Here is a 16,269-nt window from a genome sequence, read left to right as displayed (position 1 = left end):
TTTCTAGATTAGAATTTCGCGCGGAGACCCACGGAATAGCGACGATCGCTTTCTAAAACACGCCAAAGCGTGCCTGTCGTGCCCGTGTCGAAGATCTGCTCACCGGTTAAGTTTACAGCATCTGCTTGGATCGTGAACATCTCATTGATGTCATAAGAAACAGAGGCATCAAGCTGTTTGATCGGCTCACGGAAGGAGTTCCCTTGTGTTGGATCTGGTACAGCACCATCGGCGAGCAATGCACCCAGCTGGCGAACACGACCGTTTAGAATATCGTCTAGGAAACGATCCCGATAAGTATAGGCCAGGCGTGCACTAAATCCGTCTCTCTCATAATAGCCAGTAAGGTTATATGAGTTCTTGGAAATATCTTCTAGGGGACGACCGTTCGGGTCTTCACTGTCAGCATATGTGTAGTTGGCATTAATACCGAACCCACTCCAGAAACCTGGTAAGAAATCAAACGCGTGCTGATAACCAAGCTCGAAGCCTTTTACAGTTCCGCTATCACCATTGATCTGGATTTCCGTTGGAATACCTAAGGCGGAATCTGGATCTGGTACAGCACCTGGATCGTTAGGGTTCACAGGATTGCCACCCCGTCCGTCAAGGAAACAAAGTTCGTCACGACGGTTCGGGTTTGAGATTGCCACAAAATTTGGAGCGTTCAAGCAAATCTCTGTTTCGTCAAAGAAGCTCGACACATCTTTGTAGAAAACAGCTGCAGAGATCAGGTTGCCTTTGCCCCAATACTTCTCAATCGATGCGTCATATTGCGTCGCACGGAAAGGTTCGAGATTTGGGTTACCTCGTGTCGCGAAAACCGCATCCTGGTTAACATTTAAAGCTGGGCTCAGCTGTCCAAAATCTGGACGACGCAGCACTTTCGCCGCAGCTAGGCGTAAGATAACATCTTCTTGCACGTTCACGCTGATGTTCGCACTTGGGAGCCAATCATCATAGTCATTGTCCAGTGAGACAGGCACAAACTCGCCGTTTTCACGCTGGAAAGCGCTAGAGGTAAGCGATGTATCGACATAACGCACGCCGGCAACAGCACTAAACGGCATTGTGCCGAGATCGCCATCAAGATTAAATTGCGCATAAAGAGCAATAGTATCCTCGTCGATGCCTGCGAAACGACCAAGTTCTTCTTGTTGCCCTGCCCGCACTGCAGCTTCTTTATTTGTGCCCGCGAGTAGACCTTCAACAATAGCCTGTGTCCGAGCTTGATCACGCACGATAGACGGATCAAACATCGTAAACTCACCCAAATCAAATGCGCCGTCGATATCACGGAATACGTCAAAGTCGAAGTCTTGGATCAGACCAGGGGCGAATTCTGACATATAAATAGAGCGACGATTACCTGTATCAAGGTCAACTAAGTCACGCTGGATATTACCGACAAATAGACGCTTCCGAGACGATTCAAAACTACGACTTGTAATACGTCCACCGAAATCGAAGGATTCGATCAATGAGAACCCAGAAAACGGCTCATCATAGCTAAAGTCTAAGCGAGCCGCTGTTTCAGTATTGTCAATCTGACCCTCACGCGATTCATAACGGCGGAGAGCAAATACATCGCGGTCAAGCCAAAGTGCTTCATTCGCTAAATCAACGGTTGGCAGCGATTCATTGTCTGTATCGTATAAAACCGTCACATCTAGTGAACGCAAAACGTCTGATGGATTGCCAAAATCAGCTGGATCAACAGGAGATGCAGCAGCTTGAGCTGCAGCCTGAGCAGCCGCGTCCAGACCCCAGAAGCGCAGATCAGAGTATGGCGTATTCGTATCTGAATTCGCGTAGCTAACTTCACCTGCGACATTTAGTTTACTGAACTGCCACTCACCACCAATAGCACCACTGAAGGAACGTGTGTTACGGAAACCAGATTCTGTTCGGTTGATGAGGACAGCGTCATTATCTGTAAAGCCGACGATCTGTTGTGTGTCATCGACGCGGAAACCGCCTATGTCAATTTCTTCTTGTTGACGCAAGACTGAGTTATCAATGATGTTCGGCGAGAAGGTTTCGTCCCAACCAGAGCGGTCGGTGACTGTGCCTTCCATATAGAACATGCCGTCATCTGAGGCTGGCGCCCACTGTAATGATACATTACCTGCAATACGTTCGCGGCGCTCTGTGCCAACGAAAATCGCATAGTTACGGGGGTCAATATAGTTCTGAGCAGCTCCAGGAGCCGTTGCCATCAATATCGATTGAATTAACTTCCAAGCTAGTGCGATATTCACCTTCTAGTAACTCACGATCCTGGTAGGATAAGTTAGCGATCACGCCAATTCTGTCGCCTGTCTTGCCGACCCAGTTTTTACCGAAAGTGCCGTTGATGATTGGCGCAATATTATCGGCCTTATCTGCATATTCGCCCTTCACTGATAGTGAAAGAACACGATCTTTGAGGTCAAGTGGGCGTGATGTTTTCAAGTTGATCATACCGCCGAGTGCGCCTTCGATCATTTTCGGCGTTGGAGACTTTACAACTTCAATACCGCTGAGGATTTCTGCAGGCACGTCTTGGAAGCTTACGCCATTTCGGCCATCGCCGAGGGTTGAGCGGCCGTTAATTTCAACACGGTTTTGTGGCAAGCCACGGATAGAAACACTATCGCCAACACCACGGTCACGATTAATCGCGACGCCTGTAATACGCTGTAGTGCTTCGGCGATGTTATTGTCAGGAAGCTTACCAATATCTTCAGCAACAATAAGGTCGACAATGCGATCATCTGAGCGTTTTAGATCTGCGGCGGCTTCCAAACTTTGACGGATACCGGTTGAGATGACTTCATCAGGTTCACTGGAGTCTTGAGCGGTAGCTGCGGACGCCATAGCCAATGTGGATGCTGACAGCATGGCCACTTTGATAATTGAGCTATATTTCATTTAGTACTCCCCTTGGTGGTTATTCGAGACGCATTTTTTGCGCTGTTACGTTAATTTTCGCAATAATCATGGCGTAGCTTAAATTTTGTTTAATTGGCAACCTATATGACCAATCTTTCATCCGATAAGTCCAATTAAAGGCATTTTGTGTCATACATGTTGTAATATAGCATCACATAACAAGGTTTTCAGACAGCTAGAGTTAAGGGTTTACACGAAAAGGTTGTATTGCTGTTGGTGTTACTGAATGCAGATTGGCCAAGAATATCTGCCACTCTCGATTCGATTGGGCGGACGAGGCTATCGTAATTTCAGCAGTATTTTATGTAGTCGAAAGACATTCAGCCTCTTAGAACACGCCGTCGATAATCACATCAGTTTCTATCACTCTAGCCTTTACGCCGTAGACGTCAGCGAGACGTTCTTCCGTTAATGTGTCCGCAGGTGACCCGTTCGCAACAATGCGACCGTCTTTCATCCAGATTAAACGATCAGCGTTTCGGGCCGCTAGGTTTATGTCGTGTAAGACAACTAGTGCACCACGTGGTCTTGCCACATCCAAATGCACATAATCCCGAATAAGGTTCATCACACGGTATTGATGACGTGGATCAAGAGCGCTCACAGGCTCATCAGCAATCAATAGTGGTGCTTGCGCAGCAAAGGCCCTCGCGCAATGAACCCGCGCCAATTCTCCGCCAGAAAGAGTATCTGCCTTACGCTGTGATAAATGAGAAATATCACAAGCGGCAATCGCGGCATCGACAGCTGCCAAATCCGCAGCCCCTAATTTTGCGAGATTTGCGCCGTGCGAGTATCGACCCAGCGCGACGACATCGTGGACAATGTTGGGCCATTCCAAGAAGCGTGTTTGCGGCAGATAGGCCACTCGGCGCGCTCTTTGAATTGGCGATAATGTTTGTACATCGGCCCCACCCAGACTCACTTGCCCACTATCAGGCTTTATAAATCCGAGCGCCGCGCGAAGCAGTGTCGTCTTCCCTGCCCCATTTGGCCCCAATAAAGCGACCACCTCTCCCGGCTGCAACGTCAAACTTACGTCCCTCAGCAGGGACGTCTTTTTGGCCGTTACAACAATATGGCTTGCGATTAATTCCATTAGGATCGCCCACCCGCGCTTCTTCGGCTGACCGCTATCCAAATAAAAGCAGGGGCCCCAAAGATTGCTGCCACAACGCCGAGCTTTAATTCTGTTTGGGTTGGAAGGATGCGAACGCCAATATCTGCTAACACCAGAAATATGCCTGCGAGTAAGGCAGATGGTAGTAATGACCGCGCAGCATCGTGCCGCACGAGGGGACGTATCAAATGCGGCGCGACAATGCCCACAAATCCGATTGCCCCCGCAATAGAGACCGCTGCCCCTGTTGCCAGCCCTGCCCCCAAGACCACCCAAATACGTTGTCGTTTCAAATTGACGCCCAACCCGCTTGCAGCCTCTTCTCCCAAAGTAAGGGTCGATAAACCTCGACGGCTGAACCAGAGAATAGCAAAACCCATCAGCCAGAAAGGGGCAGCTAACGCGATGTCATCAAAGCTGCGATTGGCAACCGACCCCAGCGTCCAGTTGATCATATCAGCAAGCGAAAACGGATTGGGGGAAAGGTTTAGGAGCAAACTCATCATCGCGCCTGCAAAACTGGAAATTCCTACGCCTACTAAAATAAGCGTCACAACTGACTTTGTCTTGATGGCCGTTAGCGCAATGACCATTGTGGCGGCCAAAGCGCCTATGACTGCTGCGATGGGTAAGACCCACGGATTTGCGCCAGTCAAGCCATAGTAAATTGCAAAAGTCGCAGCCAGCGATGCGGACGCGGACACGCCCAAAACACCAGGTTCTGCCAGGGGGTTTCGCAAAAGACCCTGCAGGGCAGCGCCGCTGACACCCAAAGCAGCACCCACTAGAAAGGCCGCTGCTGCCCGTGGAAGACGGATTTGCCAAACAACAAGACTATCACCCACATCGCCCTGCCCGAGCAAACTTGCTAAGACGCGCGATGGCCCTAATGGGGTTGACCCCAATAAACAGGCGGCAAATATCGATAGAATTGCGATGCAGCATAGAATGGGATTTAAGCTACGCGCGAACATTAGAGATCAGCCTCTGTGTAGCGGCGCTCCGCCAAAGCCTCTATCCCGTCCATGACAAACCAGCCGCCGCATGACATCCAGCTGCCGTTCAGAGCTACAGTTGGTAGGTCTTTTATCTGCGCGCGAGCAATCGGGTGACGCATCGCGCTCCAACCATTCTTCTCTACATTATTCGTATCAAAAAAGGCTGCGGCAATCATATCGGGTCGTTCATAAGCCAAACGCTCCAGCGGTATCGAGCGCCACCCTGGCTGATCTTGGAAGTTCTCCAGACCTGCTTCCGCCAGAATTTCATGCACCATAGATCCAGACCCACTGGTTATGCCAGATGGCGTCATATAAAGTGCTCTGTTTTTATTGGGCTGCAATTTGAGCGCAGCAAGGCGGGCATCAATATCTGAAACAATCTCTGCTCCGATCTCTGGAGCGCCGAGGCCATCTGCCATGTCTAGTGTCAGGCGTTTTATGCCTTCAAGATCACCCGCCCAGCCGATATTGAGAACTGGCACCCCGGCACTTTGGAAAAAACCGTTTGCATTTGGGCCACCGCCATATGAGCGCACCACCAAATCAGGCTTAAGGATCATGACGTCCTCTGCACTGGACTTAACTGTTGGTATGCCGACCGCTGCGTCTCTCATATAAGAAAAAGGGGCCGCAGCATCGGGCGATAGGGCCAAAATGCGCTCTGGTTCCACCATCTTCAAGACATATTGATCGGCGCAGAAGTCGAGACTCACAATGCGCATAGGGCGATCGCTCGCTTCGGACGTGGATGTATCAGGCGCATAGCTGCAACCGCTCAGGCATATTACGCTCAGAATGGTTGCAGCTCGTTTCATGGAATTAACGTATTTTGAAACCTACGAAAACACCAGCTCCGGTTCCGTTATATCCAAATACGTCAACTGTTGTTTCGTCCAGCAAATTTTCGCCCCGAACCGTGACAGAGAGTCGGTCATTGAGGGGATATTCAGCTGTTGCAGAAACCAGCACGTAGCTGTCTAGGGCTACGCGTTCTGCTGGGAATGATCCAAAGTTGAAGTCATCCTGTGAGCCCACATAATCGGCTGCTAACCCCGCACGGAGGCCATCCTTGGTAGATGACTGCCAATTAATGGCTGCGCTAGCGGTAAATTCTGGAACACGGATTTCGTCTTCCTCACTATCATTCTCTGACGAGATTTTTGAAGCAGCCGCAGAAATATTGAGCGTGTCAGACACCTGCCAGCCCAAGGACGCTTCAATGCCAGAGCGTTCGCTTTCACCCTCGCGGTTATCGGCTGTTGATGTTGGAAAGCCGAAGGCCGTGAAAATTTCGTTTTCCAATGAGGCGTCAAAATACGAGATCGATGCTTCGACATTGCCAAAGTTATGATCATAGCCGACTTCCCAGCTCTTGGATTTCTCTGGTATAAGTTCAGGATTACCGACGAAACTTCCAGGGAAAAACCCAAAAATTTCTGTGAAGGAAGGATTTGTGACCCCTGCCCCTGTGCTGGCGCGAAGTTTGCCACCAAAGTCGAAGTTATAAGCCCCGCCAACGCGCCAAGTCGTGGCATCTTCAAATCGCCCATCATTATCGTCGTGGCGAACCGAGCCGTTTAGCGCAATAGCGCCCAAACGTGCGCGAGCCTCTGCCGCAATACCAAGCGTTTCAAACGTCTGCGATTGGTTTGGGTCGCCAAACGCTGTATTGGTGTCCTTGCGTTGGTAATTTGTACTTTCCCAATCCACCAAACCAGAAAGTGTGACGTTTTGATTCGTGTCGCCAAAACTCACAGACGGGCTATATAACAGTTTCGTACGCTGACCCGTGACTTGGTTGGTGAAAACATCTTCGGCAAAGTTGTCCGCAACGAGTTCGTTAAAGTTAGCGCGAGCGATGTGGTTCACAACACCCGTTTGTCCATTTATGCTCGCAGCGGCAATGAATTGATCTGCCCGCCGAAAGCGATTGGCATTGTCAAGCAAGCCATCAAAATTTGTGTCTGGATCAGTTTGTGAGTCAGAGCGGCGAAGGCTTGAAAAACCACTAATTGACCAATCAGGTGTGATCTCTAATTCTGCATTGCCAGAGATCGAATAGCTTTCGGAGCCGTCCTTTTCGCCGTCCAAACCAGCGATATCGACACCGTCTGTTTTGAATCCAGCTGCATTAAGGCCAAAGCTTAGACCTTCGATTTGCTTGTTAATTCCAAATTGGCCGCGTAGCGTATCAAAAGAACCGTATTCGATTGCGCCCGAAATACCCTCCCCGCCAGTCGTAATTGAGATAACGCCGCCAATCGAGTCAGAGCCGTATAAGACAGATTGCTCGCCACGGGCCACTTCAACTCGTTGCGTGTTGAGGCCTGACCACAGGCTGAAATCTGTTTCACCAATGGTTGGGTCAGAGACTTCGACGCCGTTCAGCAAAACCAGTGTGTGATTGCCTTCTGCGCCACGAATACGAACTTGCGTAATGGCGCCGACTGCACCTGATCGCGACACACCAACGCTTGGGATCGCTCGAAGTTGATCAACGAAATAAGGCGAATTGCGTATTGCCAAATCCGCTTCGTTGAGAATTGAAATAGATGAGGTCACATCAGAGGCTGGGATAGCCCGTAAAGATGTCACGATGATTTCGTCTACGTCTGCGTCTTGAGCGAAAACTGGCGAAGTTGCAGACGCGATAACGGCGCTGCTGAGTAAAAAGCGTTTGAAAAACATATCAATTTCCATAGCGCTCTACCACCCGAACGGAGCGCTCTTAAACAACAAAAGGCCCACCAAAACGGTGCGGGTATTGGCCAATGATTGTCGCTTTTGGAAACTGGTTCCTGCTCGCAAGATTTTTCCCGACCCTCGAACACACGACACGATGGCAGGTTTCCTGACTTACTGATTGTCGCCTCGAGCCGCCTTCCCAGATCAAATCCAGTGGCATTTTGGCCTAAGCACTCAGCTAACAGTTACGGGTATAGCGCTGGAATTACACCAGCTTCCCTCTTAGCTCCTTTTACAGAGCACCATCTAAATTCGCCTATGTTATATTCACTGCATCGTGTCAAATGGACATTTACTGTTTTGGAAAATATTCTTGCAAAGGGCATTTAACTCGCCAGCCAAACAAACGGCGGCAGCTATTGCAGCGTCCCCTTCAGCAGTTTCATGACAGCCGAGAAATCTAGATCCGCATGGCCGCTCGCTTCCATTTGCGTATAAATTTCCTCTGCGTGCTGACCCAGCGGGGTTGAAGCCTCTGCCTGCTCTGCCGCTGCTTTCGCAAGACGTAAATCTTTTAGCATCATAGCCGCCGCAAAACCCGCTCGATAATCACGATTAGACGGTGCGGACGGCACTGGCCCTGGCGCTGGGCAATAGCTCGTCATGGACCAATTTTGTCCGCTGGCTGTGCTAGAAATATCGAAGAAAGTCTGTGCATCGAGGCCCAGTTTTTCTGCCAGATTGAACGCTTCGCACGTCCCGATCATATGTATGCCAAGCAGCATATTGTTGCAGACTTTTGCGACTTGGCCGTTTCCGGCTTCGCCCGCATGAAACACATTTTTCCCCATGGCATCTAGGTAAGGCCGTGCACGCTGGAATGCGTCTTTGCTTCCGCCGCACATAAATGTCAGCGTGCCAGCTTCCGCTCCGCCAACGCCGCCAGATACAGGTGCATCGAGCATATCAAATCCTGCGTCTTTTGCTGCACGAATAACCTCGCGTGCTTCGCTTACATCAATGGTCGAACAATCAATGAGTAAAGCGCCCGATTTAGCGAGGGCGAATACACCGTCGTCACCTTGGTAAACTGCCTTTACATGCTTGCCTGCAGGCAACATCGATATAACTGCGTCAGCTGTCCCGACGGCATCTGCTAAGTCTGCTGCCGCTACGCACCCAGCTTTGATGGCATTGGCGACAGCTTCTGCGGAAAGATCAAAGGCACGGACATCATACCTAGATTTGGCGAGATTGCTCGCCATCCCGATACCCATATTGCCTAAGCCAATGAACGCGATAGTTGTCATGGTAAGAACTCTTGGCGCGGTTGGGCTGTTGGCTGAAATAGCCTTTCAACTTGTTCATTGGTTACGTCGCTCAGATTGTCATGTGACCACTTTGGATTACGATCCTTATCAATGAGCTGCGCCCGAATACCCTCGTAAAAATCCTGCGTTTTTAGAAAGTTAAGTGAAATATCTAATTCTGCTGTCATAGCGTCTCGGAAATTCAAATCCAACCCACGTTTAATAGCTTCAAACGTCACGGACAGGGCGAGCGGGCTTTTGGCGCGAATTGATTTGGCCTGCTTTGCCGCCCATTCGCCGTCCATACCGTCTAGCGCCAGCAGGATTGAGGCAACATCTTTTTCGTTAAAAGCTGTGAGCGCCGCCGGCAAATCAGCGTCCATAGGGCCTGCGTCTTGGTATTCGTCCATGATCGCAAGGACAGGGGTGTCCGTTCCGTCTAGCGAGGGCGTCCCTAGAGCCTCGATGAAGCTTTTATGCTTGTTCGACGGTATGAACCCATTTGCCACCCCGATTTCTAAAGCTTCGGCTGTCTTTAGGCGGGCGCCTGTTAGGCCAAGCCATTGACCAATATCTAAGCCTAGGCGCGGGAGAAAATAAGTGCCGCCAACATCTGGGAAATACCCAATGCCCGTCTCTGGCATGGCAAACAATGTATCATCGCCTGCAATTCTGTATTTGCCATGAACTGACAGTCCCACACCTCCACCCATTACAAAGCCGTCAATTAGAGCAATATAGGGTTTGGAGTAGCGGTGAATTAATTCGTTGAGAGCATATTCAATTCGCCAAAATTCCTCTGCTCGCTTATCGCCAGCCTTCCCGCTATCATGTAAGAGGATGACGTCGCCACCTGCGCAGAAGGCTCGGTCGCCCGCCCCATCAATTAACACCGCTCCAATCTGCGGGTCAGTTTCCCAGGCTACCAAGAGCCGTGTGATCTCTGCGCACATGTCATATGTCAGCGCATTGAGAGCTTTTGGGCGATTGAGCGTGATATGTCCTAGATTGCCGCTTACTTTAGAAATGATTTCGTGTGTCATAATTATTGCCTTAACAAGTTCCGGCTCACGATCATTCGCATGACCTGGTTAGTGCCTTCTAGGATTTGGTGGACGCGCAGATCACGCACGATCTGTTCGATTTCATAGTCTTTGAGATAGCCGTACCCGCCGTGCAGCTGAAGCGCGTCATCCGCGATTTTACTGCATAGGTCTGTCGCGAAACGCTTCGCCATAGCGCAGGCCGCACCTGCATTTGGAAGCTGTTTGTCTAGCATATCAGCAGCGCGGTAGAGCATGAGGCGAGACGCTTCTAGCTCTGTCGCCATGTCGGCCAGCATAAATTGTGTGTTCTGGAAGTCCGCAAGGCTCTTGCCAAATTGTCGACGCTCTCGCGTGTAGTCGAGGGTCGCCGCCAGCGCTTTCTGGGCTCCGCCAAGCGAGCAAGCCCCAATATTAACCCGTCCGCCATCAAGGCCACTCATCGCAAATTTAAACCCGTCACCTTCTGCGCCGACGCGATTGCTTGCAGGGATACGGCACTCCTCAAATATCACTTGAGCTGTTGGCTGTGCGTTCCATCCCATCTTTTTTTCTGTGGCCCCAAAGCTAAGACCAGCGGTGCCTTTCTCCACGACAAATGTCGATATGCCTTTCGCGCCGTCATCAGAAGTTCGCGCCATAACGACGTATATATCTGACCACCCTGCACCCGAAATAAACGACTTTGTTCCGTTTAAGACGTATTCGTCATCATCACGTTTGGCTTTCGTTGACAGGCTGGCCGCGTCAGATCCTGCTCCAGGTTCTGTAAGGCAATAACTTGCAATCATCCGCCCCGAGGTTAGCTGCGGGACATATTTTTCGCGTAGATATTTATCGGCATATCTATCGATCATCCACGTCGCCATATTGTGAATCGTCAACATCGCCGTGTGAGACACATCACCCGCCGCAAGTTGTTCAAACACGATCGCGCTATCCAGTCGCGATAACGCCGTGCCGCCATGGTCTTCGCCCGTATAGATCCCGCAAAACCCTAGCTCTGCGGCTTTTTCAAACACAGTTCGGTCGAGAAACTTCTCCTCATCCCACATCGCTGTATGCGGCGCGAGTTCTGCATCTGCAAAGCTCCGCGCCATATCTTGAATGAGCGTTTGTTCTTCGGTGAGAGAAAAATCCAAAGCAGGCTCCTAAAACCGCGGAATGATGAAAGCGCTATCGTCGGTCTCGCCCTCTGGCCAGCGTTGTGTCACGGTCTTGACTTTGGTGTAAAAGCGTAAGCCTTCCATACCGTATTGATTGGCATCACCAAAGGCTGAGCGCTTCCAGCCGCCAAAGCTGTGATAGGCAACGGGCACAGGGATTGGCACATTAATACCGACCATGCCAACTTCGACACGGTCCGCAAACTCTCTGGCAGCACGGCCGTTTTGGGTAAAGATCGCAACACCATTACCATATTGATGTTCGGACGGAAGCCGTAGAGCTTCTTCGAAGTTCTTAGCCCGCACAATTTGTAATACGGGGCCGAAAATCTCTTCGTGATAAGTCTCCATGTCTGGGGTGACATGATCCAGTAATGTGGGGCCAACAAAAAAACCGCCTTCATAACCTTGTAGGATATAGCCGCGCCCATCCTTGATAAGTGTAGCTCCTTCCGCAACGGCCTTGTCAATATCAGCCTCGATCGATTTCTTGTGGGCCTCCGTTACAACAGGTCCGTAATCTGCGTCAGGGTCAGTGGATGTACCGACTGTCATGGCCTCAATCTTTGGCAGTAGTGCTTCTAGAAAGCGCTCCGCCGTGCCTTCGCCCACGGGTATGACGACAGGCAAGGCCATACAGCGTTCGCCCGCCGAACCGTAAGCTGCGCCAAGAATATCTTTCGCCGCCTGCTCCATATTTGCGTCGGGCATAATGATACCGTGATTTTTTGCGCCGCCCATGCACTGCGCGCGTTTGCCATTCGCTGTCGCTCGCGCATAGACATATTGCGCAATGTCTGAGCTACCTACAAAGCTGACGGCTTTAATCGTTGGATGATCGCAAATGGCGTCGACTATTTCTTTGTCGCCATTAATGCATTGAAGCAGGCCGACTGGCCCGCCTGCTTCGACGAACAACTCTGCTAGGCGCATGGGAACAGACGGATCTTTTTCAGACGGCTTGAGGATACAGGCATTGCCCGTCGAAATCGCCATACCAAACATCCACATCGGGATCATGGCGGGGAAGTTGAAAGGCGTGATTCCTGCGACAACTCCCAGCGGCTTGCGCAGCGAGTAAACGTCAATCTCTGGGCCTGCGCCATATGTATGCTCGCCTTTTTGGCCATGCGGCACCCCGCACGCAAATTCAATGACGTCTATGCCGCGCATGACATCGCCGCGACTATCGGCCAGAATTTTACCGTGTTCAGATGACAGCATTTCTGCCAAATCATCCATGTTGGCCTCGACCAGTTGTTTGTAGGCAAACATGATCCGAGAGCGTCGTTGCGGGTTCTCTTGCGCCCAGAGCAGTTGGGCTTTCGCAGCAGACGCCACCGCACTATCTAGCTCTGTGGGTGTTGCCATTGTGACCTTGGCCTGCACCTCACCCGTATTGGGATTAAAAATATCTTTTGTTCGGCCTGACGTCCCCGCGACACGGTTTCCATCAATAAAATGTCCAATAGTGCGCATAGCATGTCCCGACTTGTTTTCTGCCAACATATACAGCCGCCAAGACGCGTAAATAGGTATATTTGTATTTCTAACTTACATTTATGAGAGCAAGTTTTGTGTCACGTCATATCCGTACAGCCAGTTCATACGATTATGCACAAGCTTTGGCGCAATCTGACCCGCCATCCACATGGGACCGTAGGTTGCGAGTTGAGCCTTACGACCGCGTTTGTGGAAAGTTGACATATTGTCTCTGGACGCCGCCTGAACTTTAGCGGTACGGTCTTGGCGTAGCATTTGGTATTGCATTAGCCCCGCAGCAACATTGCCATTCGCAGCTTTAAGACATTCAGATACGACCCAAGCATCCTCGACAGCCATCGCCGCGCCTTGGGCCAAAAATGGCAACATAGGGTGCGCTGCATCACCCAATAAAGCCACGCGTCCCTCCGTCCATTTCGGCAAAGGCGACCTGTCAAACAAAGCCCATCGATAGAGCTTCGTATCATCAGCGGCCTCTATCATTGTCGTGATCGTGGGGTGCCAGTCTTTGAAATCTGCCAGCAGCTCTGATTTTGGCCCACGTTCCTGCCAGCTCTCATTTCGCCAATCATCCTGCTCCACAACACCCACAAAATTCGCTAACCGTCCGCCGCGCAACCGATATGAAACGGCATGTCGCCCTTCCCCAAACCAAGCGCATGCCGTGGGTCGCGGTGCAACCGAGCCAAGCGCCTCCATTGGCACAACGGCTCGCCATGCCACATTGCCTGTAAATCGTGCGGGCGTATCACCGAGCATTTGGTTTCGTATCTGTGAGTGGACGCCGTCTGCGCCAATCAGAACATCTCCTTTAACGTCTCTTCCGTCTGTAAGATTAAGATGAACATCGTCCGAGCTTTGCCCGTAGCTCTCTACTTTTGCGCCCAAAATGATCGACCCTGCAGAGCGTTCAACCAATGCGGCTCGCAAAGCCGCGATATAATCAGCGCGGTGCAAATGAAGATATGGTGCCCCCCATGCTCGCTTGGCATGATCAGCGAGTGGGATGGTGAAAACCGTTCGCCCCGTGGTACCCATCCGTGCTTCTATCGCATCAGGGGCAAAACTATTCTCTGTAATTTTGTCTGCAATCCCAAGTGCATTGAACACTTTCATCGCATTGGGAGGGACTTGCAAGCCCGCACCCACCTCGCCGAACTGCTTGGCTTGTTCAATGACTTTGACTTCGTGACCAAAATTCAAAGCACAAAGAGCCGTGGTCAAGCCGCCAATCCCTCCCCCTGCGATCAAAACTTTCATGCTGGCGGGCGTCCTCTGGGTTAGTCATTTTTGCAGAATATCTCCGCAAAGATTGGCCTAGATAAACTAAGCTGTCTATGCTTTGTCTTGCGTCAAATATAGAAATTTTTTCGGGATAGAGCTATGACCAAACCTCTGACAGGATTTCGCGTGATTGAACTCGCGGGGATTGGCCCTGGGCCATATGCTGGACAATTACTAGCGGATATGGGTGCAGAGGTAATCTTGATTAACCGTCCTGGTCCGATGAGCGCTGTACCGTCTATCAATAATCGCGGAAAGAAAACCATGGTTCTTGATCTGTCAAAACCTGAGAGTGTTGCTGTGGTGCTGGACTTAGTCAAAACAGCCGATGTTCTATTTGAAGGCCTGCGCCCTGGCGTGACAGAACGCTTAGGCGTTGGGCCAGAAGCCTGCCATGCCATCAATCCGAAGCTAGTATATGGTCGCATGACGGGGTGGGGGCAAACTGGGCCTTGGGCCAAACAGGCCGGTCACGACATCAACTATCTATCAATAACGGGCGCCTTAGAAGCTATGGGTCGCGATGGAGAGCCGCCACTGCCGCCCCTCAACTTTGTTGGCGATTACGGCGGCGGCACAATGGTGTTAGTGATCGGCATAATTTCAGCATTGCTGCAAGCGCAACAGACAGGCAAAGGCGAGGTCGTAGATGCGGCCATCATTGACGGCGTCTCCTCGATGATGGGCATCATCTATACTTTGTCAGCTATGAATATGTGGTCCACGAAGCGTGCTGGTAATCTGCTAGACGGCGCGATGCCGTATTATCGTTGCTATAAAACTAAAGACCAGCGCTTTATGGCTGTTGGGAGTATAGAACCACAATTTTTCAAACTCTTACTCGAGAAACTAGAGATCGCGGCAGATGAATTTGGCAAGCAAAATGATCCCAAACAGTGGGCGCAGCAGCATGAAAAGTTAGAGGCAATCTTTGCGACCAAAACGCGTAACGAGTGGAGCCGCTATCTTTGAGGGTTCTGACGCCTGCGTCACCCCTGTATTAAATTATGAGGAAGCTACACAACATCCACAAAATGTCGCTCGCGGTGGATTACAACGCCAAGGCACGTTTACACATCCACGGTCTATACCTGTATTTGGTGTAGCTGAAGATGACGCAGACTTTATCATTGCTGGCGCACAAGACCACGCCGAGGAGATATTCGCAGAATTAGGATATACCGAAGAAAAAATCGCAGCTTTGATAGATAAATAGTCAATTATTTCAACGCGAAATGGGGTGAAGCTCGCCCCCAAGCCTCACCCGATCCCACATTAAGGGTGCAGACCCGCAGATGAAAAGTGCCAGTTCGCCCCAGCTCTCTTCAAATCTAGGTCCTATGACGTGACCTATTTGCGCCCCGCTCAGCGAGTCTGCCATTACGTTGTAGAAAATTTTGATCTCGCTAGCCGTGATTTGGGTCACGCATTTGAAAAAACCTCAACTATTAGGCAGTCAGCGCTGAATTTTCTTCAATTCTGTCGATTTTTCTCTTACGCATATTTCATAGATTGGCTCGCCATTAGGGATTTATGGGACAAAATACACAATTTCTTGCTGAAGGCGCTTTGCTGTCCGAAGCCGCTGATTCTGTATGAACGATTCTAAGTCCGCTCGCGCGGCGCGTATCGGTGAAGCGTGGAGAATTTGTTGTCGAGCAAGACACGCAAATTACTGATATTTGGTTTGTTCTCAAAGGACAGGCGCGGGCCGTGATATATTCCGAAGATGGTCAAGAAATCTGGATGCAGTCTTTCGGACCTGGCGATTTATTTGGTCATAGCGCCGTTATGACCAATAGCGCAGTGCAATTCGGCATTGTCGCAGAAAAAGCGATGGATTTGCTCATTATACCTGCCAAACACTTTCAAGAACGGATCCAAAGTGATGTGGGGCTAAGTCACCGAGTTGCTACAGATTTGGCAGATCGCCTGAATATTATGACATTGCGGATGTTCGAGTTGTCGACACTTTCTGCACCCGCTCGTATTGGCATGGAGCTTCTACGGCTAGCTCAACCGATCGGGATTGATGAAGATCGCATGATCATTCGCCCTGCCCCTGTGTTATCAAATATGGCTTTGAAAGTTCAAAGCACACGGGAAACTGCGTCACGAACCGTCAGTCGATTACTGAAAATGGGTCTGATTAGCCGTCAGCCGGGCGCTATTGTAATTGAGGATAGTGAGACGATGAAAGACCGCTTGCAGGATTTGTAACCC

The 16,269-nt window shown here is 50.5% G+C and carries 14 protein-coding genes and 1 riboswitch; of the genes, 3 read left to right on the top strand and 11 right to left on the bottom strand.

Going from position 1 to position 16,269, the window contains the following annotated elements:
* Positions 1-8: 8 nt before the first annotated feature.
* From AB8615_RS05765 to AB8615_RS05715, 11 genes are all read right to left on the bottom strand, one after another.
* Complete coding sequence (locus AB8615_RS05765) at positions 9-2,219, bottom strand: TonB-dependent receptor (protein WP_418152971.1); 2,211 nt, start codon at positions 2,217-2,219, stop codon at positions 9-11.
* The gene (locus tag AB8615_RS05760; protein WP_418152969.1) at positions 2,182-2,913 is read right to left on the bottom strand and encodes a TonB-dependent receptor plug domain-containing protein; all 732 of its coding nucleotides are present in this window, start codon (positions 2,911-2,913) and stop codon (positions 2,182-2,184) included. Before AB8615_RS05760 ends, AB8615_RS05765 begins: the two co-directional genes overlap by 38 nt.
* A gap of 349 nt (positions 2,914-3,262) precedes the next feature.
* Positions 3,263-4,033 (bottom strand): ABC transporter ATP-binding protein, encoded by a 771-nt coding sequence (locus AB8615_RS05755; protein ID WP_409433959.1) that lies wholly within the window; start codon positions 4,031-4,033, stop codon positions 3,263-3,265.
* Positions 4,033-5,028: a FecCD family ABC transporter permease gene (locus AB8615_RS05750; protein WP_409433958.1), complete on the bottom strand. Its 996-nt coding sequence runs from the start codon at positions 5,026-5,028 to the stop codon at positions 4,033-4,035. Before AB8615_RS05750 ends, AB8615_RS05755 begins: the two co-directional genes overlap by 1 nt.
* On the bottom strand, positions 5,028-5,777 hold the full coding sequence (locus tag AB8615_RS05745; RefSeq protein WP_409433957.1) for an ABC transporter substrate-binding protein: 750 nt from the start codon (positions 5,775-5,777) through the stop codon (positions 5,028-5,030). Before AB8615_RS05745 ends, AB8615_RS05750 begins: the two co-directional genes overlap by 1 nt.
* 97 nt (positions 5,778-5,874) lie before the next feature.
* A complete protein-coding gene (locus AB8615_RS05740) occupies positions 5,875-7,755 on the bottom strand; it encodes a TonB-dependent receptor plug domain-containing protein (RefSeq protein WP_418152966.1) in 1,881 nt (626 codons plus the stop codon).
* A 124-nt stretch (positions 7,756-7,879) separates the two neighbouring features.
* A riboswitch (cobalamin riboswitch) is annotated at positions 7,880-8,062 on the bottom strand.
* Positions 8,063-8,156: 94 nt separating this feature from the next.
* Entirely contained in the window at positions 8,157-9,050 is an 894-nt protein-coding gene (gene mmsB / locus AB8615_RS05735) for a 3-hydroxyisobutyrate dehydrogenase (protein WP_409433955.1), read from the bottom strand.
* The gene (locus AB8615_RS05730; protein WP_409433954.1) at positions 9,047-10,093 is read right to left on the bottom strand and encodes an enoyl-CoA hydratase/isomerase family protein; all 1,047 of its coding nucleotides are present in this window, start codon (positions 10,091-10,093) and stop codon (positions 9,047-9,049) included. The genes mmsB and AB8615_RS05730 overlap by 4 nt, the downstream gene beginning before the upstream one ends.
* Before the next feature lie 2 nt (positions 10,094-10,095).
* Entirely contained in the window at positions 10,096-11,235 is a 1,140-nt protein-coding gene (locus AB8615_RS05725) for an acyl-CoA dehydrogenase family protein (RefSeq protein ID WP_409433953.1), read from the bottom strand.
* Between the two features lie 9 nt (positions 11,236-11,244).
* Positions 11,245-12,738: a CoA-acylating methylmalonate-semialdehyde dehydrogenase gene (locus tag AB8615_RS05720; RefSeq protein WP_418152964.1), complete on the bottom strand. Its 1,494-nt coding sequence runs from the start codon at positions 12,736-12,738 to the stop codon at positions 11,245-11,247.
* A gap of 81 nt (positions 12,739-12,819) precedes the next feature.
* Entirely contained in the window at positions 12,820-14,022 is a 1,203-nt protein-coding gene (locus AB8615_RS05715) for an FAD-dependent monooxygenase (RefSeq protein ID WP_409433952.1), read from the bottom strand.
* Positions 14,023-14,145: 123 nt separating this feature from the next.
* On the opposite strand from AB8615_RS05715, the gene AB8615_RS05710 reads away from it, so the two are divergent.
* The 3 genes from AB8615_RS05710 (at position 14,146) to AB8615_RS05700 (ending at position 16,266) form a co-directional block, all read left to right on the top strand.
* Positions 14,146-15,018: a CaiB/BaiF CoA transferase family protein gene (locus AB8615_RS05710; RefSeq protein WP_418152962.1), complete on the top strand. Its 873-nt coding sequence runs from the start codon at positions 14,146-14,148 to the stop codon at positions 15,016-15,018.
* The gene (locus AB8615_RS05705; RefSeq protein WP_418152960.1) at positions 14,978-15,262 is read left to right on the top strand and encodes a hypothetical protein; all 285 of its coding nucleotides are present in this window, start codon (positions 14,978-14,980) and stop codon (positions 15,260-15,262) included. The genes AB8615_RS05710 and AB8615_RS05705 overlap by 41 nt, the downstream gene beginning before the upstream one ends.
* A 416-nt stretch (positions 15,263-15,678) precedes the next feature.
* Positions 15,679-16,266 carry a Crp/Fnr family transcriptional regulator gene (locus tag AB8615_RS05700; RefSeq protein ID WP_418152959.1) on the top strand — a complete coding sequence of 196 codons (588 nt, stop codon included), beginning with the start codon at positions 15,679-15,681 and terminating at the stop codon, positions 16,264-16,266.
* The last annotated feature ends 3 nt before the right edge of the window (positions 16,267-16,269 follow it).

Source organism: Litorimonas sp. RW-G-Af-16, assembly GCF_048319245.1.
Lineage (GTDB): Bacteria > Pseudomonadota > Alphaproteobacteria > Caulobacterales > Maricaulaceae > Litorimonas.
Note: the sequence above shows the minus strand (reverse complement) of the source record. Positions and strands in the feature narration are given on the sequence as shown.